This window comes from Massilia alkalitolerans DSM 17462 (genome assembly GCF_000427785.1).
Classification (GTDB): Bacteria; Pseudomonadota; Gammaproteobacteria; order Burkholderiales; family Burkholderiaceae_D; genus Telluria; species Telluria alkalitolerans.
Window position 1 is genome coordinate 13,841 of the sequence record NZ_ATYR01000029.1, and the last position, 21,576, is coordinate 35,416.

General features: G+C 61.4%; 27 protein-coding genes. 14 read left to right on the forward strand and 13 right to left on the reverse strand.

Features of this window, described 5'->3' with window-relative positions; all coding sequences use genetic code 11:
• Positions 1-111: 111 nt before the first annotated feature.
• Entirely contained in the window at positions 112-978 is an 867-nt protein-coding gene (locus tag YWC_RS0122050; RefSeq protein ID WP_051306647.1) for an N-6 DNA methylase, read from the reverse strand.
• Between the two features lie 134 nt (positions 979-1,112).
• Between YWC_RS0122050 and YWC_RS0122055 the strand changes: the two genes are divergently transcribed.
• The 4 genes from YWC_RS0122055 to YWC_RS0122070 all read left to right on the forward strand — a co-directional run bounded on the left by YWC_RS0122055 (position 1,113) and on the right by YWC_RS0122070 (position 6,452).
• Complete coding sequence (locus YWC_RS0122055) at positions 1,113-3,233, forward strand: hypothetical protein (RefSeq protein WP_156923838.1); 2,121 nt, start codon at positions 1,113-1,115, stop codon at positions 3,231-3,233.
• 78 nt (positions 3,234-3,311) lie between these two features.
• Positions 3,312-4,859: a DNA methyltransferase family protein gene (locus YWC_RS31760; protein ID WP_051306648.1), complete on the forward strand. Its 1,548-nt coding sequence runs from the start codon at positions 3,312-3,314 to the stop codon at positions 4,857-4,859.
• Positions 4,860-4,929: 70 nt separating this feature from the next.
• Positions 4,930-5,829 carry a nucleotidyl transferase AbiEii/AbiGii toxin family protein gene (locus YWC_RS0122065; RefSeq protein WP_027867348.1) on the forward strand — a complete coding sequence of 300 codons (900 nt, stop codon included), beginning with the start codon at positions 4,930-4,932 and terminating at the stop codon, positions 5,827-5,829.
• A complete protein-coding gene (locus YWC_RS0122070; RefSeq protein ID WP_027867349.1) occupies positions 5,826-6,452 on the forward strand; it encodes a hypothetical protein in 627 nt (208 codons plus the stop codon). Before YWC_RS0122065 ends, YWC_RS0122070 begins: the two co-directional genes overlap by 4 nt.
• 10 nt (positions 6,453-6,462) lie before the next feature.
• On the opposite strand, the gene YWC_RS0122075 is transcribed toward YWC_RS0122070, so the two are convergent.
• The 3 genes from YWC_RS0122075 to YWC_RS0122085 all read right to left on the reverse strand — a co-directional run bounded on the left by YWC_RS0122075 (position 6,463) and on the right by YWC_RS0122085 (position 8,363).
• A complete protein-coding gene (locus YWC_RS0122075) occupies positions 6,463-6,999 on the reverse strand; it encodes a hypothetical protein (RefSeq protein WP_027867350.1) in 537 nt (178 codons plus the stop codon).
• Positions 7,000-7,104: 105 nt separating this feature from the next.
• Entirely contained in the window at positions 7,105-7,899 is a 795-nt protein-coding gene (locus tag YWC_RS34270) for a toxin-antitoxin system YwqK family antitoxin (RefSeq protein WP_027867351.1), read from the reverse strand.
• A 260-nt stretch (positions 7,900-8,159) separates the two neighbouring features.
• Positions 8,160-8,363 carry a hypothetical protein gene (locus tag YWC_RS0122085; protein WP_027867352.1) on the reverse strand — a complete coding sequence of 68 codons (204 nt, stop codon included), beginning with the start codon at positions 8,361-8,363 and terminating at the stop codon, positions 8,160-8,162.
• Between the two features lie 303 nt (positions 8,364-8,666).
• Here YWC_RS0122085 and YWC_RS0122090 point away from each other — a divergent pair, with 303 nt between their 5' ends.
• On the forward strand, positions 8,667-9,629 hold the full coding sequence (locus YWC_RS0122090) for a GGDEF domain-containing protein (RefSeq protein WP_027867353.1): 963 nt from the start codon (positions 8,667-8,669) through the stop codon (positions 9,627-9,629).
• A gap of 25 nt (positions 9,630-9,654) precedes the next feature.
• Here YWC_RS0122090 and YWC_RS30305 read toward each other — a convergent pair whose 3' ends face one another.
• The 3 genes from YWC_RS30305 to YWC_RS0122105 all read right to left on the reverse strand — a co-directional run bounded on the left by YWC_RS30305 (position 9,655) and on the right by YWC_RS0122105 (position 11,411).
• A complete protein-coding gene (locus YWC_RS30305; protein ID WP_036215436.1) occupies positions 9,655-10,359 on the reverse strand; it encodes a hypothetical protein in 705 nt (234 codons plus the stop codon).
• 78 nt (positions 10,360-10,437) lie between these two features.
• Complete coding sequence (locus YWC_RS0122100; protein WP_027867354.1) at positions 10,438-11,013, reverse strand: hypothetical protein; 576 nt, start codon at positions 11,011-11,013, stop codon at positions 10,438-10,440.
• Positions 11,010-11,411, reverse strand: coding sequence for a hypothetical protein (locus YWC_RS0122105; RefSeq protein WP_027867355.1), 402 nt, complete (start codon positions 11,409-11,411; stop codon positions 11,010-11,012). Before YWC_RS0122105 ends, YWC_RS0122100 begins: the two co-directional genes overlap by 4 nt.
• 123 nt (positions 11,412-11,534) lie before the next feature.
• Here YWC_RS0122105 and YWC_RS0122110 point away from each other — a divergent pair, with 123 nt between their 5' ends.
• Entirely contained in the window at positions 11,535-12,314 is a 780-nt protein-coding gene (locus tag YWC_RS0122110; protein WP_027867356.1) for a hypothetical protein, read from the forward strand.
• Positions 12,315-12,355: 41 nt separating this feature from the next.
• Entirely contained in the window at positions 12,356-12,694 is a 339-nt protein-coding gene (locus YWC_RS30310; protein WP_051306649.1) for a hypothetical protein, read from the forward strand.
• A 10-nt stretch (positions 12,695-12,704) separates the two neighbouring features.
• Here the strand turns inward: YWC_RS30310 and YWC_RS33610 are convergent, their stop codons facing one another.
• The 5 genes from YWC_RS33610 to YWC_RS0122140 all read right to left on the reverse strand — a co-directional run bounded on the left by YWC_RS33610 (position 12,705) and on the right by YWC_RS0122140 (position 15,541).
• Positions 12,705-13,097 (reverse strand): hypothetical protein, encoded by a 393-nt coding sequence (locus YWC_RS33610; protein ID WP_027867357.1) that lies wholly within the window; start codon positions 13,095-13,097, stop codon positions 12,705-12,707.
• A gap of 12 nt (positions 13,098-13,109) precedes the next feature.
• A complete protein-coding gene (locus YWC_RS0122125) occupies positions 13,110-13,439 on the reverse strand; it encodes a hypothetical protein (RefSeq protein WP_036215440.1) in 330 nt (109 codons plus the stop codon).
• Between the two features lie 207 nt (positions 13,440-13,646).
• On the reverse strand, positions 13,647-14,633 hold the full coding sequence (locus tag YWC_RS0122130) for a hypothetical protein (RefSeq protein ID WP_027867359.1): 987 nt from the start codon (positions 14,631-14,633) through the stop codon (positions 13,647-13,649).
• A 24-nt stretch (positions 14,634-14,657) separates the two neighbouring features.
• A complete protein-coding gene (locus YWC_RS0122135; RefSeq protein ID WP_027867360.1) occupies positions 14,658-14,972 on the reverse strand; it encodes a hypothetical protein in 315 nt (104 codons plus the stop codon).
• Complete coding sequence (locus YWC_RS0122140; RefSeq protein ID WP_027867361.1) at positions 14,969-15,541, reverse strand: DUF4262 domain-containing protein; 573 nt, start codon at positions 15,539-15,541, stop codon at positions 14,969-14,971. Before YWC_RS0122140 ends, YWC_RS0122135 begins: the two co-directional genes overlap by 4 nt.
• A gap of 203 nt (positions 15,542-15,744) precedes the next feature.
• On the opposite strand from YWC_RS0122140, the gene YWC_RS0122145 reads away from it, so the two are divergent.
• Positions 15,745-15,990 (forward strand): hypothetical protein, encoded by a 246-nt coding sequence (locus YWC_RS0122145; RefSeq protein ID WP_027867362.1) that lies wholly within the window; start codon positions 15,745-15,747, stop codon positions 15,988-15,990.
• Here the strand turns inward: YWC_RS0122145 and YWC_RS30315 are convergent.
• Positions 15,987-17,879: an adenine nucleotide alpha hydrolase family protein gene (locus YWC_RS30315; RefSeq protein WP_211238991.1), complete on the reverse strand. Its 1,893-nt coding sequence runs from the start codon at positions 17,877-17,879 to the stop codon at positions 15,987-15,989. The genes YWC_RS0122145 and YWC_RS30315 overlap by 4 nt on opposite strands.
• Positions 17,880-18,103: 224 nt before the next feature.
• Between YWC_RS30315 and YWC_RS0122155 the strand changes: the two genes are divergently transcribed.
• From YWC_RS0122155 to YWC_RS0122180, 6 genes are all read left to right on the forward strand, one after another.
• On the forward strand, positions 18,104-18,367 hold the full coding sequence (locus YWC_RS0122155) for an AbrB/MazE/SpoVT family DNA-binding domain-containing protein (protein ID WP_027867363.1): 264 nt from the start codon (positions 18,104-18,106) through the stop codon (positions 18,365-18,367).
• A 4-nt stretch (positions 18,368-18,371) separates the two neighbouring features.
• Positions 18,372-18,707: a hypothetical protein gene (locus YWC_RS30320; protein WP_036215443.1), complete on the forward strand. Its 336-nt coding sequence runs from the start codon at positions 18,372-18,374 to the stop codon at positions 18,705-18,707.
• Between the two features lie 10 nt (positions 18,708-18,717).
• On the forward strand, positions 18,718-19,011 hold the full coding sequence (locus tag YWC_RS0122165) for a hypothetical protein (RefSeq protein WP_027867364.1): 294 nt from the start codon (positions 18,718-18,720) through the stop codon (positions 19,009-19,011).
• A 12-nt stretch (positions 19,012-19,023) separates the two neighbouring features.
• On the forward strand, positions 19,024-19,254 hold the full coding sequence (locus YWC_RS30325) for a hypothetical protein (protein WP_027867365.1): 231 nt from the start codon (positions 19,024-19,026) through the stop codon (positions 19,252-19,254).
• Positions 19,255-19,272: 18 nt separating this feature from the next.
• Positions 19,273-19,578, forward strand: coding sequence for a DUF6283 family protein (locus tag YWC_RS30330; protein ID WP_229413161.1), 306 nt, complete (start codon positions 19,273-19,275; stop codon positions 19,576-19,578).
• Between the two features lie 1,714 nt (positions 19,579-21,292).
• A complete protein-coding gene (locus YWC_RS0122180; protein WP_027867366.1) occupies positions 21,293-21,538 on the forward strand; it encodes a hypothetical protein in 246 nt (81 codons plus the stop codon).
• Positions 21,539-21,576: the final 38 nt, after the last annotated feature.

Sequence of the window (21,576 nt, forward strand, 5' to 3'; positions counted from 1 at the left end):
GCGACATTACTTAATGCGCATATAACGCTTTTGTGACAATTGGTGAGAATTGATTAAGCCAGTATTGACAAATCCTGAAACTAAGTAGCAAAAAAAAGGTAGTACCATGGCTTACGAGGTTGGGGCGGGGCCGTCCTCAAGGGGCCGGTCCGGCTCGAGATCGCTCTCTTGCTCGTCGGGGGCATCTGCGCGCAACGCTGCTGCGGTCGCGCGCTCTGCACTGGCTTGCGCCAGCTTGTGGTTCCAGTTCCCCATAATGTGCGCCGGTGTGTACCAGTGCGAGTACTCTTCCAGGGTGAGCGTGTTACCGTGCACGACCACGGCGGGCACGTGCAGGAGGGACAGCTGGACGTAGGCCATCAGCGCCGACGTCGAATCCAGGTCGACCGCGGTGACGTGGGCGTGGCGCTGGTAGTTCAGGTCACGCCTCTGCAGGGCCATCATTGCCGCGATGATAGTCGCGCCCGAACCGGATGCTGGCTCAGAAAATGTGATGAAACCCTTCTTCTTCACCTGCTCGACGACGTTGTCGGACATCGCGAGCTCGGCCATAAGTTCACAGATGTGATGGGGGGTAAAATACTGGCCAATCCGGCTGTTCCCCAGTTCGAGCTGCATGTAGATCTCGCCCAGGATGTCGCGTGGCGCTACGGATAGGCCGTTTTGCAGCTCGGCGAACATGTGGGCGATGGTCTTCGCCTCCTCGCTGGTGTACTTACGAACTGTCTGCATATAAAGCTCTTCGCGCGCCTCTGCCTGGCGGAAGTCCAGCTTGCTGAGCGCGACGGCGCTCATTGTGACGAAGTCCCTGAATACAGTCTGGCGGCCGTGGCGCCGCCCGACTTCCTCGATCATCTTGATAATGTTCGTGCGGTGATCAGTAGCCTGTTTCGTGAGGTTCGCTGACCGATCGTGCTCCGAGAGAAGGAGGGGCGCCTTGCTCGGCCGGGCCAGGGATGGATCTAGGTCGCGCTTCATGCGACACCTCGGGGCGCTTTGGCCAAGGCGGGAGAAGGCAAAAGGGGTTGCGCATTTCGGAAGGAGCGGGACATGGTTCAGGGATGAGACGGTGGAGCCCGGATTACACCAGCTCGCGCCTGGCGTGGTTGCACGTGTTGGACGTCGATGCCAATCCAGACGCTGTCCGTGCGAGGCAACACGAACTCGAGCGGGAGCGATACACTTGCACGGTCGACCTCATTTTGCTGTTTTACAACGTGCCTACTCTCTACGATATTGCCGCTCAGTGTGAGCTACCGCGCCCTAACGACCCGTCCGGGCGCCGGTTCGAGGAGATGTGCCTCATCATCTATTCGCACCAGTATATCGACGGCATGTTTTATAGCCGTGGCCATGTGCAGCACGGGATCGACCTCAAGATGCGTGAGCGTTGCACTGACGGCACGGCGCGGGACGTTCTTGTACAGTGTAAGGACAAGAAAGTTCTCTCGCCGTCAGATGTCGAAGAAGACATGGCTGACGCGTTGAAACGCTGGGCGCCAACAGAAAGCATCCACCCCGATCTACTGTACGTACTCGCCACCACCGTCGAGAATCCGAACACCGATGGCTTCAAAGCGAAATTTGCCAAGATTCGCGATCAGATCGTGGCGCCAGCTTTCCGTGACAAGGTCGAGTTAGTTGTGCATGGTTGGCCGGACCTGACACGGTTTGTCCGCGCCACACAAGCTCTTACCGATTATTTCCTCGAACCTCTGGCCGACCATGGAACCCCAGATAGTATCGAGCTTGAGCGCATTGGAGCCTGCCTTGGCGAGTGCCTCGAAACCGGACGATTAGAGGACGCGCGTCAATATTGGGAGCAGGCCGAGAGGGCGCATCCCGGCGCGAAGTTGCCGGCGGGGTTTTCCGATAACCTGATCGAGCTGTTCTTGCGTGCAGGCGACTTTGCAGCCATGGACCGCCACCTTGATCGTTTGCTGGCATCGCGCCGCTATCGGGCCGGATACTGGGTCGCCTATCTTAGGGCCAAGCGCTTCACCACGAAGGTCGCGCGGCCGATGACCTTCAACGAACTGATGGCGAGCCGCCCTACGCCACCATTCGACCTTGGCGCGACAATACGGCAGCGAAAAGCATCTCTACTTGCAGCCCAAGGCACGCTCGACGAGACATTGACGTTGGCGGGCTGGATGGTTACCTACGGTGAGTACGCTGTGGCCCGAGCCGGCCTACTGCGCGCGTTGAGTCTGATTCGACAGCACTGGGCACACGAGACCGGCTTGGATCTGCCCGGTCCGGAACACCACCTGACCATCCGCGACAACCGCCTGGTTCCCATTAGCCAGCCGCTGCGACCTGATTACGTGTCCCCAGTGCCCACGACGGCCAGTGAACGCACTGCAGTAGCCTTCGTGCAGGCCTACGAATACCTGCGCATGCTCTTCGCTACCCGGTTTGACCATGCGCGCCTGTTAGACGCCGAGACTTCGGCGCAAGGATGGACGCAATTCTTCGACGAGAACCGGCACGCGTTGTCGGTCGAGGACTATTTTGCTTTTCTCCATACACGCGGATTCGAGGCCGAGGTCGAGGCGCGCTTCCGCGAAGCTGGTTTGGCTGGCTTCTATGCCGAAGCCATGCGCATGCAGTTCAGTTGGCACGAAACCGACATGGGATACGAAAAGGTTCCCCATGCGAGCATCCCCTACAGCGTCGTATGCACCTCAAGCGTCATGCTGGCGGACTGCGAATTTGACAGTTTCGAGACGCGCCGCTCTGAGGCTTGGTTGACAGCGCCAACTCTGGCAGTCGAGCGCATGATAGCGACAGTTAGCCTTCTGGACATTCTCGATGACGACGTGCGCCGATTCTCTGGGCGGAGCGAGGCGAATCATCACTCGAGGCGTGCTGTTAAAGTGCGCGCCCTGCTGCGCGTGTGCTCATTGGACCAGCGAACTGTTGGTAGCCGCGACGTGTTGGTTCGACCCGTTTATGAGAACGCACAGGCCATCGGCGCAGAACCCGCATCCGATATCGGGCGCCTGCGGTCTCCTTGTGGCGACTATCCGGGTGGGCCCGGTTGGGCGAGCGTAGACCGTTACAGCGCGGAACTGGATGCGGTGATCGCAATGTCGAACCATGGCAGGTCACCAATGATCGGGAGTTGGTCGGAATGCGCGCGCGCCAAAGCGAGCGGTGCTTTGCAAATTCAGTTGCCATGGCTTGTGGTTCCGAATGTCCAGGGCGAGGCGAGCCTGGGACAGTTATAGTAGCGAAGCAGGGAGCAAAGTAGAGCAACCACGCCTGCCGCAACTCGGCAATATGGCGTCCATCTTTATGAGGATGCCATGCCTACTCAGCCCTTCATCACCCCTGAACGACACCTCACCCTGCGCAACATCCTCGGCTTCTGCGAGGAGTTCAAGCGCCACCATGGTCGCTGGCCGCGCGTCACCGATGGCGACGAGCAGTTCCAAGAGGCCGGCATGCAAGGCTTGTCCGGTGCCGCTATCGAGCGCGTCTTGCGCAAGTCGAGCAACGGCCTGGCCGACGACCCCGAGTTCCAGGAGGTTCGCTCGCTCGCGTTCGCCAACGGCGGCTGGGACGTCTCGATCCAGTTCATCGATCCCGAGCTGTGCCGGCGCATGCCGGAAGCCCAGCTGGAGCGCCTGGTCGATTCGATCTCGGTGCGCACCGAGCGCGGCGTATCAGCTGCCGGGGCGGCCGACGGCCGGATGTATGTGAGCCTGCCAATCGAGACGAATTGGCGCACTGGCCAACCTGCCTATGCGCCGGTCAGCAGCGAGCTGCTGGACTACATCGGCGCCCGCGGCCTGGTGTACGGGAACAACCCGGCCTCGGTGCCGCAAGAGTACTACCTGGAGGTCGTTCCCAACGGTCGCCTCTACCTGAAATACAACCGGATTATTGGCAGCCGATACGTGGGCACTGTCTCGCCCGAGCGCCTTGAGCAGCTGCGAGAGCGGTTGGTGAGCGAATCCCTGCGGGAGCGCATCGCAGGGCCGCGAGCTGGAGCGGATGCTGCGGCCCCAGCCCCGGCGCAGCTTACGCTTTCGCAGGAGTTGGCGCTGCTGACCGTCGTTGACGGAAGGCTCCAGCTGCCGAAGCAGCAGCTGCGCCACTATGACGACATCAGTCGCCTCATGGGCAAGGCCGGCGGCCGCTATGTAACGGGCCGCAAGCAGTTTGTCTTCGACGAGGGCATCGACAGCGCGGATCTGCTCAAGCGCCTGATCGCAGGCGAAACCGTGAATTTCCAGCAGCAGTACCAGTTTTTCGCCACGCCTGAAAAGGAAGCGGTCGCCGCGGCCGAGCAGCTGCGCGCAGCGCTGGGAACCCTGAAAGGCATGCGCATTCTAGATCCCTCGGCTGGCGACGGGGCACTAGCCCAGGTGGCGCGCAGCATGGGGGCCGAGGTGGTCACCATCGAGCTGTGGAAGGTCAATGCGATCAAGCTGCGCGCGAATGGCTTCAACGTACTGGAGCGGGACTTCCTGACTGTGACGCCAGACGAAATTGGGAAATTCGATGGCGTGCTGGCGAACCCACCATTTTCCTCAAATCAGGATATTGCGCATGCGAAACACATGCTGCAGTTCATCCGCCCAGGCGGCGCGCTATCGGTGATTATGTCGACCGCCTGGACAGACGGCCGCACGAAGGCGCATGCGGAATTCAAGGAGTTCCTGGCGTCGCAGAACGTGACGATCACGCCGATCGAGGCGGGAGCTTTTCGCGAATCCGGCACCACAGTCCCTACAGTGCGGCTGGACTTCAAGGAGGTCAACGTGCCGCGCGTGGCGCAGGACTTCCAATACGACCCGGCCCTGGAGGAAGTGGAGCAGGAAGAGCCATTCGCCCTGACGATGCAATAAATACACCTCTCAACAATTCCTAGTTTATCTAAAGAAGTTTAGATAAACTAGGAATCATATCGGAGCCAATATGCCAAAACGTCAAATTTCCCCCACTGAGGCCTTCGACCTGCGTCAGGCTCTCCATGTGTCCGTACTCGAGGCCCTGATGGCTTCGCGCCGATGGGCGCCGGGCGAACTGATTTTCCAGGGTGGCACGAGCCTTCATCTGGTGCACGGTTCCCCTCGGTTCTCCGAAGACCTGGACTTCCTGGTCTCCGATGCGCTCAAGCTCGGCTCGATCGGCACGTCGGTGCAGTCGCGGCTGGCCGGCATGCCCTGGGTACCTGCAGACATGGCGCTGAGCGTGACGCCGGCCAAAGATGGGCGCAATCCTCACATGTTCGATGTGGCCATCAGCGGCGAGGGCGTGCTGGGCTCGGTGCGGGTGAAGGTCGAGTTGTGGCAGGCGCCAGCCGAGGCGCTCAAGCCGTTGGCCACCACTGTCTCACCCGTACGCGTCATCGTTGGCCGTGCGGCTGGCGCTCAGGCCTTCGTGCCGACGCTCGAACTCAGGGAGATCTTCGCCGACAAGGTGTTCGCAGTGGCGGCGCGCCCATACTTGAAGCCGCGGGATGTATTCGATCTGTACTGGTTGGCCGAGCGTGGCGAGGCCAGCTCGTGCACGAGCGAAGACCTGCAGATCCGCCTGGCCACGTATCCGAACGAGGCGCCGGAAAGCTGGCTGGAGAAGGCCGCCGTGCGGCGCCAGGAGCTCCTGGGGTCGGCCAAGCAGGTGAAGGCGGACCTGCGCCGTTGGTTGCCTGCGTCGTGGCCCCTGACGGACGACAAGGTGGCCGCCATGGTCGAGGCTTCGGTCGCAGCACTCGACCGCGGCGTGCACAGCATGCGCGAGCTCGCGGATGCGCGAGTAGCGTCGGCCGACGAAGATCAGGACGTCGAGCCTGAAGGAGATTACCCAGCACCATGAAAAGCACGGTTTCCGCTTACGAGCGCCTCGGCGCGCTGTCGCCAGTCTTCCGGGGCGCCGAGCTGACTGTTCGGTTCCAGTGGACGTCGAAAACAGCCTCGCATTACCTCTACCTGTGGAAGCGGCGTGGCCTCGTGGAGTCTCTCGGCGGCCATAGTGATGTTTTCGCGAACCTGGTGGTGTGCCGCGAGCCCGACTGGGAAGCGGCGCTGCGCCTGGCCATGCCGTCGGCAGTGCTCATGGGCGTTGAGGTGCTCCGGCGCGCCGGATGGACGACCCAGATTCCATTTCGCCCGGAAGTGGCGGTCAACTCGGCTGAGCCGGTGTACCAGGTAGACCACTTTGACGTGAAGCCGCGGCCTCCAGGCTGGTTCAAGCTGCTGGCGCCGGGCATTTGCCGATCGCAGGCTCGCGGCCCGAGCTCGCTGTCTCCCGGCTGGGCGCTGGCTGAGATGATCAGGTCGGAAGGATGGGGCGCATGTGGGCTGACGCCCGACGACATCTACTGGGACGAAGTGAGCGACCAGGATCGAGCCGACTGGGCGCAGGCGTGCGAGCAGCTTGGACTTGGCGAGATTTCGATGAACCCGGATGAGGACGGAGGCCGTAGCCGCTACAGGTGACGCACGCCGGTTAACGCCCTGGCTTCCACCCTGGCGGCGCCTGTCCGGGCAAAGGAACCGCATTGCAAGGTATCGAGCGATACCGGTAACCCGAGAACAAGGGATGGCCATCGAGGGTGCATTGGTACAGTACTGTCGCTGCGGGTGCGCCGCTTCGCTTGCGCGTGGCCTCGGCCATGTCGACCGCCTTGTGCTCCTTGATGAAAGCGCATACGGTTTTGGGCGGCTTGCGGCCGCGATAGCGTTGTTCTGCCTGCTGGATCCCGGAGTCGATCCACTCCTGCAGCCTGGTGTCGGTCACCAGCGGGGATTGCTGCAGGATCGCACTGCGCCACTCGTCGTAGTCGGGTTGGCGACTGATGCGCGCTTGCCCGTCGATGCACATTTCCCCGAGGGCACGGAAGAACGCGGCACTGCGCGTCGTCGCGTGCAGCTCGTTTATGTCGACGGCATGGACCGGCGAGCCGAGGGTGGCGCAGGATGCCATGGGAAGCAGGCAGCGCCGGATGAAGCGGTTCGTTTTCGTCATGTTGGCTGACTGGCGCATCTCAGTTTTCAATGACGCCCGGAGCCGGACTGAAGCGACAGTCGGCCGACGCGCCAGGCGCGCGATCGCATCGTACGCTTCGCGCGGCGTGGTTTAGGAATAATTTCAACGTCCCAGACTCGACGGCAGGATCCCTTTCTTGCAGCGGCTGGGGAAATCCGTATTCAGCTTGTATTCGCGCTCGTACTCATTGGCAGACTTGTACAGCCCGGATTCCTTGTACTCGGCCATCCACGCGTCCCTGCACAGTTCCAGATTACGCACAGTGGTGGGATCGTCAACGACGACTTCCCCCGCCTTGTACATCAGCTCGTAGTACACCTCGCCACGCGCGTTGAAATGCTGGGTGAGACCGTCCAGCTGCTCATGCGCAAAGTGCTCGATCTTCTTGAGCCGTCCGTCACCGAAGGTCTTGACAGGACCGTCTTTCATCCCGTCCTTGAACTGGACAATCTTGTAGCCAACGATCTTGGTGCTCGTGAAGTTGTCGTTCAGGTCAGTCAGCATGTAGCCGGACGGCTTGCCATTCTTCCACTCGACGTGGCCGACCAGCTCTCCCTGTGCAGTCCATGCCTTCTCGGCGCCGGTCCTGACGCCATTGGCCGCATGGTACTGCCTCATGAGCGTCTTGCCGTCGTCGCGATTATAGAAATCCTGTGCGCCATGCTCGCGACCATTCTTCCAGCGGCGGATCGCGATCAGGTTCTTATTATAGATATCGTAGACTTTCTCTTCGCCTTCCTTGGGCTTCTTATTCGCGTTCAGCACCCTGCCGGCCGCCTTGTAGCGCTCGCATTCAGCTTGCCGATTCTTGAAGTACGCTGTCTCGCAGATCTCGATTTGCGCGTGGCTGGATGCGCTGACGGCGAACAGGGAAGCGAGGAAAAGGAATTTACGCATGGGTTTCATTAATATGTGGTTCGCGGCACGGAACGATATCTCGACGTGATGACGGGATTGCGGACCGCCGCCGATTCAATACCAGGCAAGTTGTGCCAGGAGGGAGTGCAGGAAGGCCTAGCGACCGGACGCCATCTGCTCCGGCGCCTTGAAGCGGGGGTGTTAATTGTAGCTCAGTGATTGCTTTACGGCATCGTCCAGCGCACCGGTTCGCCAAGTTTATGCATGACAGGTAAGCGGCGTGGCGCCATGCTCAAGGATCAACCAAGCGCGACCAGGTGGAATAGGAGCGGCACGCCCAGCGACATCATGCCCAGGAGCGGTGCGATCCCGAGCACGCCGGAGGTGCGTCCGGGGCCGCTACGCCGTAGGATGAACAGCCAGGCCAGCGGCTCCAGCATCGCGCACACCGCGATCGCCTGGCTCCATGCGACGTCGAGGTAGGCCACCAGTGTCAGGTGCAACAGCGGAGCTAGAGCCCAGCACCACAGGTCGCCTGCCAGCTCCCGCGCGCCTCTACGACTGCCAGGTTGCGCCGACTTGGCCTGGAACGCGTCTTCGAGCGCGCCCGCAGCGCCTTCGCCGAGTGCCGCCAGGGCGTGGTACAGCGACCGCGCGCCGCGGCGCCACCCGGCGTGCTACTGGCCGATCGCCGAGAGCGCGGCACCAGTCAAAATGTTGCGCTCAACATGTCGTTCTGAGCTATTATTGCACTTGCACAACATTTGCCGGGCTTCGCAGGCCTGCTCATCCGCAAGAGGCTTGTTTTGGACCAGATCGCGACCTATGGTGCTTACCGCACCGCTCCCCTCCATGAGCTAGAGCTATTCCAAGGCGAAACCGATCCAGCCGTAGGCGAGATGGTCGCCGACTGTGCGATCGTGCGAGTATTGGCCGGCAAGCCGGTCGAGCACGAAGGTCGTGCGCGCATCTATATCGTCCTGGCGGGCGAGCTCGAAGTTGCGGCCAGTGCGAACGCCGGCGGCGGCGTATCCAGCACTGTGTTGCCCGGCGAGTGCGTGGGTGAGCATGCGGTGCTCGACGGCGCGGCGGAGCTGGCCACCATGACGGCAGTGCAGGACAGCGAGCTGCTGGTGATCGAGTCGGATACCGTCTGGGCGCTGATCGAGCGGTCGCACCTTGTCTCGCGCAACCTCCTGCGTCTCCTTTCCTTCCGCATTCGCGCGGCGAACGCGATGCTGCAACGCCGCCAGAAGCTGGGTGACTTTTACCGCCAGCTCTCGCTCAACGACGCGCTCACCGGCTTGTACAACCGGGCCTGGCTCAACGAGATGCTTCCCAAGCTCGCCTCGCGCGCCATGGAGCAGGGCAGCGCCCTGTCCCTGTTGATGATTGATCTCGACCATTTCAAGCGCTTCAACGACACGCATGGGCATCCTGCCGGCGACGCCGCCTTGGCGGCCGCGGCGGGCGCGATTCGCAGTGCTCTACGGCCGACGGATTTCGCCGTGCGCTATGGGGGAGAGGAAATGATGGTGCTGCTGCCCCACACGACCCAGGAGCAGGCGCTCAGCGTCGCAGGGCGCCTATGCGAGTGCCTGCGAACGGCCGCGGTGTTTGACGACATGCGGTTGCCGCTGCCGCACATCACCGGCTCGCTCGGCCTGGCCAGCCTCGGGCCGGACGGGAACGAGCGCGCCCTGATGGATGCGGCCGACGCAGCCCTGTATCGTGCGAAGGAACAGGGCCGGAATCGCGTCTGTACGTGACGGTCGCATCGAGCAGGGATGAGCGTCAGGCCATCCTTGCGGTGCAGGTGTCGCGGTCGTCCGGTGCCAGAGTAGCTTCGACCTGGTCGAAGTCGATCTCGGAAAGCACGTCGCCCACGGGATCGCCCAGCTGGTCGACCCATTCGAAATAGGCGTCAGCGCCACGGCCGCATACGCGCAGCTGGTACACACCTTCGTCGAGCACCGCGGTGTGCAGCGTCGTGTTCGCATCGCGCGAGAGGTGGCCGCATTGCAGCGCCAGCTGGCCGCTCGACACCACGCTCGTGAAAACGTCTTCATACTTCAGCCCGGCGTCTTCCAGGACATGGCCGCGCGCCTTGGCCAGATCGCGCCATGCCTGGTTCTCGACCAGGTATTCGCCGCAGGTGACGTCGTCGCGGTCCTGCTCGTCGCCCCAGTAGTAGCGGCCGTCCGGAGCACGAGCGACGTCATAGCCATCATTACGCAGTTCGGTCTTGACCTGGTGTGCCAGCGCGATGCGCTCCGCGTCGGTACCGGCCAACCAGCACACGTCCGGATGGGCGCCGAGCGGCAGACCGAAGATGCGGCTCAGCTCGGCGGTGAACTTGGTTGCGGCCTCGAGCACGGTCCAGCCGGAACCATTGGACCAGAAGCCGGCGCCGTCGCCGGAGATGTCGGCTTGGCGGGCGGAATAGATGACGACGTCGTCGTCGGGCAGGCTTGCGGCGGGGGTGGAGGTATTCGTCATGGCTATCGAGGACAAGTAGATTGCGCCGGCGCGCAGCGCGCCAGCTGGGGTTATGTGCGGCCGAACCTGGCCGTGTGCTCAAGCGCGGGACGCCATGCTTTCCTGCTCGTGCTCCTCCGGACGCGCAGGTGGGATCGAAGCGAGTGCCGCGTTCGCGAGCTCGGGCGTGAGGCCAGCTTCGGTGAAGCGCTCGACGAGCCTGTCGTAGCTGTCGATCCCGGTGCCGACGGACACGAAGCCCTGGGCCTGCAGTTTGTAGAGAAGATTGGCGGTACCGAAGGCGCCTTCCGACTCATAGCCGTAGTCGACCATCAGGTGGCCATCGTCGACGCCGATCGCAACAGCGTTGTGGTCGGGCAGCGCCAGGATGCAGCGCCGCGTGCGCCCGGTCGCGTCGGCCACCAGGGTGTAGTAGGACATCATGGCTGGCAGCCATGGCGTGCCGGCCGGTGAGCCTGCGAACAGCGAGCGGTACATGCAGGTGCGGTTCGTCACTGGAAAGCCCTTTGCTTCGAGCATTGCACAGTGCTCCGCCAGCCGATTGGCCGCCTCTTCGAAGAGTTCGCGATCGCGGTAGTCGAAGTGCTCCACCTCGCGGCCACGCCAGGCGATGTAGCCGCCCCGTAATTGGGTGATCAGGTGCCGCGAGCTCATTGATGCATTCCTTCTGCCGGAGCGTCGATCGGCGCGACCTCTTCGGACAGGGCATCGACCAGGAGCGCATCAAGGATCGCAGGGTTCACCATGACATGCGGCTGGCGGATAATCGCATCGGTGTTGAACGCGGTCAGGCGGCGCACCGGTTCATCTTCGTCAGCGCCCTCGAGGTCGTAGTCGCCCAGCACCACCTGAACGCCGAAGTTCGCGGTCGCGCCCTGGACCATGCCGCCTTCGAGGCCGACGTAGACCTTCGGCACAAAGCCGGCGCCAGTGACGGCCGCGCGCAGCTGCTCAAGTGCCGGCGCCGGCGCGCCGGCCGGGCCCGACAGGGTGTTGTTCAGGAGCGCAGCGAGTTGCTGCTCCATTTCTGGCGTCAGGGCGATGAGTTTCATGGTTCCTTTCGTGTCGTGGCAGCGCCACGGTTGATCGTCAAATTTGGCTTATTAGGGCTGATCAGGTCAGTGTAAGGAGCCGCCGCGGGCGTGGTTGCACCCACAAGGTCGGACAGCTGGGTTATGTTTCTCCACGTCATTTTTTTGCTAGCCGACATGCCGCCTAACGCCGACACCAGCACTTCGTGCAAAACTGAACTCGCCGCCTACTTAGCGCGCCGCCTGGAATATTCCGTCGGGGGGCACTCAACGGGTGAGATCAGCGCCAGCCTGATCGAAGGCTTCATCGCGGACTTCGAGCGTGCCGGCGACTCCTCAGGCCAGCGTCGGCTTTCCCTGGTGTCGGGCTTCGACCAGATGGAGCTGGCCAACGCAAAGCAGGAATCCAAACAGGTCGCGGAGACGCTGCGCAGTGCCCTCGATCCAGCTCTCATCGCAGCCGTCGGCGAGCAGGCGCACCACGCTGGCACTCTGGCAACCCTGGTGGTGGAAGAAAACCGGGACATGAAAGCCCAGGTCCAGGCCGGCAACCTGGTAGTCGACATGCACAAGGATCTCGTGCAGATGCTTGGTGAGATGCTGCCCAAGCTCGAAGAGGCCAATGCGGACAAGGCGCCGCTGGCCACTGCGCGCGGCCTGCTTGATCGAGCGCTCGCGATCCAGGAGGGGCGCGGCGTGATCCCCACGGGCGTTTCTCCGATCCGCATCCTTAATGCGATCGAGCGTGTGTCGACGGCGCACCACGAGATCCTGATGCGCCTCGGGAAAACGCTGGACAGCGCCACGCTCGTGCGCGGTATCCGTGTGGTCGGCGAGGCCGCGAAACTGCTCGAAGAGATACACGGCCCGGCTGCCCAGGAGGAGCTGGACGACGAGGAGGGCGAGGCGCCCGGCCAACGCTGAGCGCTGCGGTTCCGGCACCAGGCTTCGGCATACAATGGGGCATGAAGAGATTCAAGACCCCCTTGACCAGAGCGGTCCTGCAGGAGATCCAGGCACGCAATCCGCAGCGCCCTGGTGATCAGCAATCGGACGACCTATACGCTGCGCTATGGGAGATTCAGCGGCTGCGCGCCATGGTGCTGCGCGCCGACCAGCTGCAGCGCGCCTATGGCGAAACGGTCGTTGGGGGAGGTCTGGAGTTGGTGCTGCAGGCGTTTCGCGCAGACCTGGCGCAAGAGCCGTGTGTGCTGGAGCAGGTAAACTTGCCCGAGCTGTCCGCCGGCCCCAGGATGCCGCCAGGTGATGGGGCGAACGAGGGACCGGCAACGGCCGGTCCGTAGTAGAGGTGCTTCACATGCCAGGTGCTTCGGTGGTGCCTTCTTCCTCGCCGTTTTCCTCGCTTTCGGCGAAGAGGTCGAGCGTTTGCGGCGCGGGCACTGGGGTTGCTTGCATCGGCGCCCTGGCCGGTCCCATGGCGGGCGCAGGTGTCGGCGCAGCGGTGGGCTTGTATGCAGGCGCGGGCTCGCTCGCGGCCAGCATCGCATCATAGTCGACTGTCGGCGCCCAGAACGGCTGGACAGGTACGATTTTCGGGATCGACATCGGCTTCACTGGCGCCTGGATGGCGCTGCTGCGCCGCGTATAGGCAGCGTGCTTCTCGTCGTCGCTGAGGGCATATTCGTCACGGCGAGACAGGTATGTCCTCGTGCCGCGGGCGTTGCCATAATTGCGGAATCGACCCATGTTGTTACTCCTTTACGATACGGATGGGGAAGTGGCTTCTTCGTCTTCGTCGTGGTCAATGCTGTCCAGCGTGATCTGCGGATTCCTGCACGCGTAAATGCTGGCCGTGAGCGATGCCCGCAAGTGTTCCAGTCCGCCCGCGCCATGCCGGAATGTCACGGAGACCGGCGACTCGGTGCTCACCAGCAGTACTCGGTCTGGGAAATATTCCTGCTTGGCCAGGCGAAGCCAGCCGAAGCCGACGTCGCTGGCGGCCGGGTGCTCACGGAGCTCGCAAGCGCGTGCTTCGGGCACGTGTTCGCATTTAATTTCCAGGGATTGTGCGCTGATGGACGGTTGCATGCTCTTCGGTGACAAAAGTAGAGCGCCCAGTATCGCCCGCGCGGCGAGCCGTGGTTGCAAAGATGGTGCTTGTCAGCGTCGAGCTGCTATGCCGCGCGCAGTCGGCTGGCGCTCGTTGCACCTGTGGCGCCGCGGGACAAAACCGTAGGAACGTCAGGTATTGGGGAAGATGCGTGCGCAGGAGCTCCGCGCACGCGCACAGAGGGTTCAGCCCTGACGGGGTGGTTTGTGCAGGGACCGTCGATTGCGAGCGACAGGTTTTGTTCCAAGCGCCTTGCCGCCGGCGGGCCGTACCGTCGGTTTCATCCGCTCGGCCTGGGTGGCGCCGGCATGCGCGGCGCGCAGCGCTTCGGTCATTCGCCTGACTTCCTCGGCGTGGGCTTTACGCAGGCTCTCCAACTCCTTGCGGGCCGCTGTAGCCTCTGACTGGGCCTGCGCATGTTCGTGCACCAGGCGCCTGTTCTCGCCGACCTGACCCTGGAGCGAGAGTTCGACGCTCTTGGCGCGCTGGCGAGCCATGTCGATCTCAAGCTGATCGCGCCTGCGGTCCTTGGCTGCGTCCTCGAGCAGCTTGTCGGCGCGATCACGTTCGGCCTTGCGCACATCGTTCAACTGGACCTCGTGCGCCGCCTGCTTCTCGTATGCGGCCTGCAGCTTGGCATTGAGCTCGCGCACCTCGGTGCCGGTTGCCTCCAGCTGCTCCTTTGTCCCGGCATGCGCCTGGAGCTCGGCCTCGTACTGGCCCTGCACCTCGGCCAGGCGCTGCTCGATGCCCTGAACCTGCTCCTGCAGGCCGCGCACGACATTTTCAGCCTCCTGCGCCTGGCGCTGGAAATCTGCGCGCTCGACGTCGAACTGCGCGCTGGCCGCCGCCTGCAGCTGCATGACGATGTTGTGGAAGGACTCGGTGAAGATCCGCTTCACCTCGCCAGGGAATCCGCTCTCCTGTGGCACGCTTCCCATCGCATGATAGGTCGGCCAGAACACGTCTTCATGCCATTTCCTAATCTCGTCCTGGATGGTCGACGCTGAGGGATTCATCGCGCCGTTCGTGACCCTGCTGATCTGCTTTCGGATCACCTCAGCATTTGGAAATTGGTTGTGGGCGACCATCTCGGCTGCCAGGTAGCGCGCGAGCTCGCGCGAGTTCTGGAACGAGGCGTAGTCGACGTCGGTGCGAATCGGTTCGGTCATATGTGTTCGTGTTCGGCCGGCGCCTTACCCTGGGGCGCAGTCCATGGTTTCTTCGATCTCGGCTACCAGGGCGCTTTTAAGCGCCTGCCGGCATGCCCAGTACTGCCGGCGCACGCCTTCGCTCGGCACCAGCACCACCGTTTTGCGTGGCGCGGGCACGGCAGCGAAATATTGCTTCAGTGCGTCGACCAGCGCCAGTGGCTGGCTTGGTAGGTCAAGACAGGCACGGTCGATGTCACCGAGACATCGAATAATAACCTTGTCCTGATGGGTTTCATACTCGCAGGGCATCCACAGGCCGTGGACGCGCACGTATTCGAGCGTGACTGGGGTACTCATTGCATTACAGGTAATTCCGCCGGCTCAGGATGGGGAGGGGGTAGATACTTGAGCACCGGCTGGTTCTCCGCGAAAGCGAGGGTGACACCATCTTCGAAGGGAAGCCGTCCGTCGCGATCAGGCCAGAGCAACTGGATGGCCTGCAACGACGTCGATGTCGCCACGGCGTAATCAAGGGCAAACAGGGCGCGGTGATTGGCCTGGTCCGTCGGCACGTGGACCAGCATGGCACGCGTGCCTTTGAACACGTCGTGAAGCACCGTGTTCATCGTGAACGGGGATGAGGCTGCCGCTTTGTTATCTGCCAATGCTCGCCTGATGATTCCGTCGGCCGCCTCGATCGCGACGTGTGGGTCGAGGCCAATGTGAGGCTCATATCCCATCCGCATGTCGGGGCCGACGATGATAAGTTCCGGAAGGCCTTGCTCCGCCAGACCAATCGTGTAGCAGTAGGCTGGGAAGACTTCACCTGAAACTGCTCCGTCGTCGCGTCCAGCGCACATCCACGCCCAGCCCCTTCTGTCGATCTGGTCCAGTAGATTATTCCAAATGGTGGCGCTGATTGACACTCAAACTCCTCAGTCAAATAGGTTGGCCACGGCATGGCGCCGGGCAGGGAAACTACCAGATTATGCCGCAAAAGTTGTTACGTAGCATAGGCACGCGGCGTAAATGTTGCGCGGTGGGATCATAGGGATGGCATGAATTCCGTGTATGTATTGTGAAATCCGCATCAGGCAAAATAGAGCTTCACAACTACTGGAGCATTGCGATGAACCCTACCGAGAAGAACACTACCTGGAACGTAACGGTCGAGGACGAAGAGGGCGAGAGCCGCGTGATCGATATTCAGTGGTGCGCGACGGCGCCGACGGTCGACGAGGCGGCCAGCGCCATCAGGCACATCGTCCTGGCCGGCACGATGTTCCCGAAGAATGACACCCGCGAGTCGAGCTACCACACCGCAACGCTGCTGGAAGCGCACGGCCACAAGATCACCAAGATCGAGAAGGCCTAGAACGGCACGGCGCCCTGCGTGACCTGGTCGTCGGCCGGGTCTTCCTCGTCGACGTCGGCGCTGGGCTCCGCCTCCGGTGCACTGAACTCCGTTGGCGCCGGCGCGGCCGCGGCGATGCGGGGATCGTCGCTCGGTACCAAGGCCTCTTTCTTCGGCGGCCGCCACGCGAGCTGCGCTTCAGGTGGGAGCTCCTCGAACGGCACCGAGCGCGCCAGCAGGTCTTCTACCGAGTACTCCAGGGAGAGCCCCTGGCGATCCTTGAAGGCCGTGCGACGCAGGACTTCATCGTGCTTGGCCAACTGCCCGTGCGAGAGCGTGAGTACGCCCAGCAGCACGTATCGCTGATAAGCGAAGCCGGCGCCGTTGCCGGAGTATCCCCTGTCGATGTCCTCGTATATTCTCTCCAGCTCGAAGTCCTCGAACATCATCGCCGCCTCCATGTCCACGCCGAACTGCAGCTCGCGGTTGACGTCCCAGACCTTCGTCCCGTCCTTCAACTCCGTCAGCGGCACGCAGCCGCTGTCGCCGACAAGGCCTTCGATATAGTCGCTGCGCAGTCCAGTGAAGTTCGACCTGCTGTTGTCATCCCATTCGGTACCGACGTACAGGTACCGGGAGCTGGGAAACGGCTGCGCTGGGGTGGTCGGCACCTCCGGGATGTCGTAGCGGATGCCGCGCTGGTGAATATCGCGGTAGTCGGCCCAAACCTGGAAGGGGCGGGCCACGCCGTTGAGGTTTTGCATCGCGTCGACAGCGATCATCATGTCGACCGGAAGCAGCTTGAATTTCGGTGGTTCGCCGGCGCGCCGCGCGCGCAACCCTTCATCGTGGTCGAGCTGCAGCATGTAGCGGGTGAGCTCGCGGAGGAATTTCGGGTGGTATGTGTCAGGCTTGATTTCGACCCAGCCGCCCTTGATCGTGCGGCCGATCCAGTGGCGCCTGGACCAGTCATAGCGCGTTGCGCGAATAAGTTTGTTCAGCTTATTCAAGCCCTGAGCGTATGCGTAACGGGGGTCGAACGCGATCATCGCTTCGAGGCTTTTGTCCTCTGCTCGCTGACAGCTGTGGCAACCATGTCGCGCGCCATAACCTTTGCTCTTGCGAGCCTGATGCTCGTCCATAGCCATGACTGAGCACGACGTTCCGGCCGAGTGCGCATAGATCCGGTCGGTCTCTTTCATGTCCGAGTACGAGTCGAGCAGGCCATTGGAGATGTTGCCCAGGTGCTCGAACACGTCGTCTTCGGACCAGTCGGCGATCGGCGACAGCACCAACTCGCCGGCCTTGTTTCGGACCGGTTCAATCGCGTTATCGCCTCGTGCACGCATGTTGTTGCCGCGTGCGACCGACTCATCCAGGCGCATGCCAAGGACCGTTACCGGCTCTGGCAAGCCCTGCTTCAGCCAGTGCGCAAACAGGTTCTTTCTGAACCGTTTCTGTGGTGCACCTTTCAAGTCCGCACTGCAATCTGCAGAGCCGCCAGGGAAGCTTGGAATGCCGCGGCCGGACAGGATTTTCACCTGCCAGGTCGAGGCCAGAGTCGGCGTAACAATCGCGGTTTTGAGGTTCAATCCGTGCCTGCGCGCGTACTGGCCCATCTTGTTGAGTTCGCTGCGATAGTGGTTTGAAATCTCCGGATTTTCAACGAGAGTGTCACTGGTGCCCACGACCAAGACAGGCTCGCCACCTTCGGCCTTGAAACGGCGCGCGGCCCGCAGACCAATGTCCACGCATACGCTCGAGTCCTTTCCGCCGCTGTAACCAAAATATGCAGGTCGACCTTGCACGAACAGGTCGTAGATAGCCTCCTCCGCAGCCGCGAGCTTCTGTGCGATATCGTCGGAGATGGCCGGTATGCGGGCATGGAACTGCAGAGTTTCGATCTTCATCGGCGATGCTGTTTGCGTTCCCACACACACAAACGTTTGTGGGAGACACGCGTTCTGTTTGTGATGCTCGGAGTGTAGGAGTCAGCGAGACGCGTGGTTGCAACGCAACCGGCAGCGGCCTGGCCAAGCCACCGAACACTGGAAGGCACGTGGATACATGTGATAACATTCTCATTGACAACAATTGCATTGGTGATTACCATGTATCCACAGCGAGAGAAACGATGAAGCTTAGAAAAATTGGCAATTCCCAGGGCACCACGTTCAGCCGGGACGTCTTGAACAAGGCTGGCTTTGCGGACGGCCAAGAACTCGACATCGTGGCCTCGCCAGGCGAGATAAAGATCGTTCCGGCCGCGGTCGAGGGCGTGTTGGTATCGCTTACGGTTGCCGAGGCGAGGGCGCTCGCTTCCGGGAAGATCGACTCGAGGCCCGGCCTCGCTGCTGTAAATAAGGTCCGGCGCCTAATCGGCGAGGAAGAGAATTAAGTGAATGGCAATCAAAACCACTGGCGCAGAATTCTGGCGCTTCTATAACGACGAGAAGGCGTGGCCCGAAGGCGCATGGCATGAGGACACCGTTGTCAAGGTTGACGGCGAGGTCGTCGATGATTACACCCGCGAGCTGGTGCCTGATGGCGCGCAGGTCGTGATCGATGGCGGCGTGATCTACATGGACGAGCGCGGCGATAAGAGCGTTGCGTTCGAGAGCCACTTCCGGAAGTGGCGCAAGGCCCAGGATACCGTCGCGCTCGTGGTTGAATGCCCAGCTGAGGTCGTGGAGACGGTCAAGGCAGCCATCAAGGCTGCGGGCGGCAAGGTGATTTGAAGGGGGCAACATGCGAGACGTATTTGAACCACGCAACGAGCCGGCCAAGAGCATCTACTTGGCGTTCCAGGCGGAGGCGGCGAAGCGCCAAGGACGCCCGCTTCAAGACCGGCTTGAGGCCGAGCGCGCGGCGGTGCATCAGGAGTGTCAGCGCCAGGCCGAGAGCCGCGGCCTGAAAGCGCCGACGATCGACGAGGTAGCCGCTGCCGAGCGATACGCCATGGGCTCGATCGACTACGGCTTCAAATGGGCATATCAGCTCGCGCGCATCATGACTCCCGTCGCCGGCGCGCCGGCCAAATAGGATAGAGAAATCATGGCTTCACAGAAGTGCTGGCTCCTCAAGTACGTCGTCGGTAATCCCGCGATGTTTTCGCGCGTGACGACCGACGATTCCAGCCCGGCGCGACGTGCCTTGGTGCTCGAGGATGCGGCCAAGGTGGCGGCAAACGGCTGGCGGGTATGGGTCGAGCATGCAGTCACCGGCGCGCGGATTTTCGAGAGCGCCGCTGAGAAAGCGCACCAGAAGGCCGCAAAGGCCGGATGACACTCAACCGATTTGAAGATGACCGAGAGTTGCACACTGAGGAAGAGCGCGAGGCCATGCCGAGCTTGCCCATGGCGCGAAGACGCCAGCGCGCCCGACATCCCGAACTTCGACATGGATTTGGCCGAGTCCTTGGCCGCGACATGCCCGGACGAGCGCGGGATGGGGCCGGACTTCAGCGCAAGCCTGTTCGCCTGCCACAAGAGCAGGGAAGGCAAGGAAATCGCCTGCGCCGGTTGGCTGGCGATGGTGGGTCACCGGCATCCCCAGGTGCGCCTGGCGGTGCTGCTCAAGCGCCTTAGTACGCCTAACAAAACCCTCTAGTTGCTCAGCAGGAAACAGCCGAGTACACTGAGACGTGCTGACCGCCCGCTATCGGCCAAAAGCGGACGAACATCAGTCAAACCGTTTACTCCTACCTAACAGTTGAGAAGGTCAATTTGCAAAGTTTTTTGGAAACTCATTGGCACCAAATATGGGGAGCAGGGCTAGCTATTCTGGGGATGTATTTTGCTATCCGCAGAGATCTCCCGGTTGTATTCAAGGTGGTCGGACATTGTTTCGCTTAACAGGCATGAGCGCGATCGTCGCGGGCCTGCTCATTGCACTAATCGGCGTTGCAGTCGCGGCGGGCGTATTTTGATGAGCTGTCTGCAGATCGATCGGCCAATGTCAGGATAGTGGGTGGGGCCACTTTGGGTCGGTTGCTGACGTAAATTGACTGGCGGTAACTATCTAGGAACGGACGTTACGCACGACTTCCGTTTCCATGATTGCACGCGATGGCCGCAGATGATAAGGCTACGGCCGTGGCGAAGAACCCGCTTCGGAGTAATTAAACCACGAGAGCTTTAAAGCAACCAAAAGCCATTACTTGTGTCGCCGCAAGACCGTTATATTAACTAAGATACGAAGCAGTTGAAAGCGCGCACACGATTGGCCTGCAAGTTGCAAAGATGCTACTACAGGGTTAAGCTAGAGGCGTTCTTTTGCACACGGCTTAGTCGGCCATTTGGGCCCTTCGGGGCCCTCTTTTTCGCCCACGCGTTCTTGCGACGCAGCTGATCGTGGTTCGTGCGCGCTGCGCATACCCAGTCGACGCGAAACTACAGTGATCAGCCCTGCAATCAAAACCATGAACCATGCAATCAACAAGATTGCCAGTACGTCAAGTTCAGTTAGCATCTCTGCTCCAGTTGAATGTGGACCGCTCGAATACGATCTAACTAAGCTTGATGTCGAACGTGCTGGAAGTAGAGCGTGCAGGTCCCGGCGCACATGACAGGTACGAAATTCTTATCTGCTACCAGTCAATTTATGACGTCTAGGAGGTGGCACGCTCACCTTAAGTCCGTAATGGACGTTATCTTGGAGCCTTACGGCGTTCGGACGTAAGCGGTACGCCCGAAGCACTATGATTGGAGCGAAAATGACCAGCGGGGCGGTTGAGGATCCGCTCAATTAACTCATGCGGCACTCCGGCAAGTGTGGCGAACGTTAAGCCGCGCTCTCGCTCGAATGCTGCTTGTGTAAGCAACGTTATCTCAACCAGCTCAGCGGTTCGTACATCTACTCTGCGGGTCATACCTTACCAAACCTCAACCAGATTTGCTGTTGCGCCTTTACCCCCATCCGAGAGTTGATTGTGACATGGTCTAGAAGAAACGTATGTTAGTAAGCGTACCGAAAGCCTCCAGTAACTATTGACTTGCAACCCGACCACAACAAGTTGCTATGTCTGCTTTGGGTCGATAGCGGACGTACGCTGGTCCAGTCAGGGCACTAATATGGCGTCCGTGTTCGTAGACGAACTGATGCCATGGCCCGTGCACTTCTTCCCGAAGACCTGTGGTCGCTAATAGCAGCCCATCTTCCGACCCATCGCCCATCGCCGAAAGGCGGCCGCCCGCGCGTCGATGATCGCGCGGATGAAGTTGACCGGCGATTGACGAACTTCTAATGGCGAACTCTTGTGGGCTCGCCGAACAGGCGCCGCTGGCGCTCCGCACCGGACGGCATCCGGAATTCAACCAGACCCATGAAACTTCTCGCTACTCTCCTTGCCACCATGGCCTTCATCGCGCCGGCGACTGCCGCTTCCAAGAACGGCACGACTACGCCGGCGAGCTGGCTCAAGTACTACCAGGCTAACCTCCCCGAGGCGAAGGCCATGCTCCAAGCATGCGTTGCCAAGGGTTTCGATTCACTCCGCGGCGAAGAACTCATTAAATGCGAAGCAGCGCGCGACGCATGGCACTTCCAGCCCTATAAGCCCAAGAAGTAAGCAGCTTGCGGGAGCGTTGGCCATGGCCATCTCCGGCG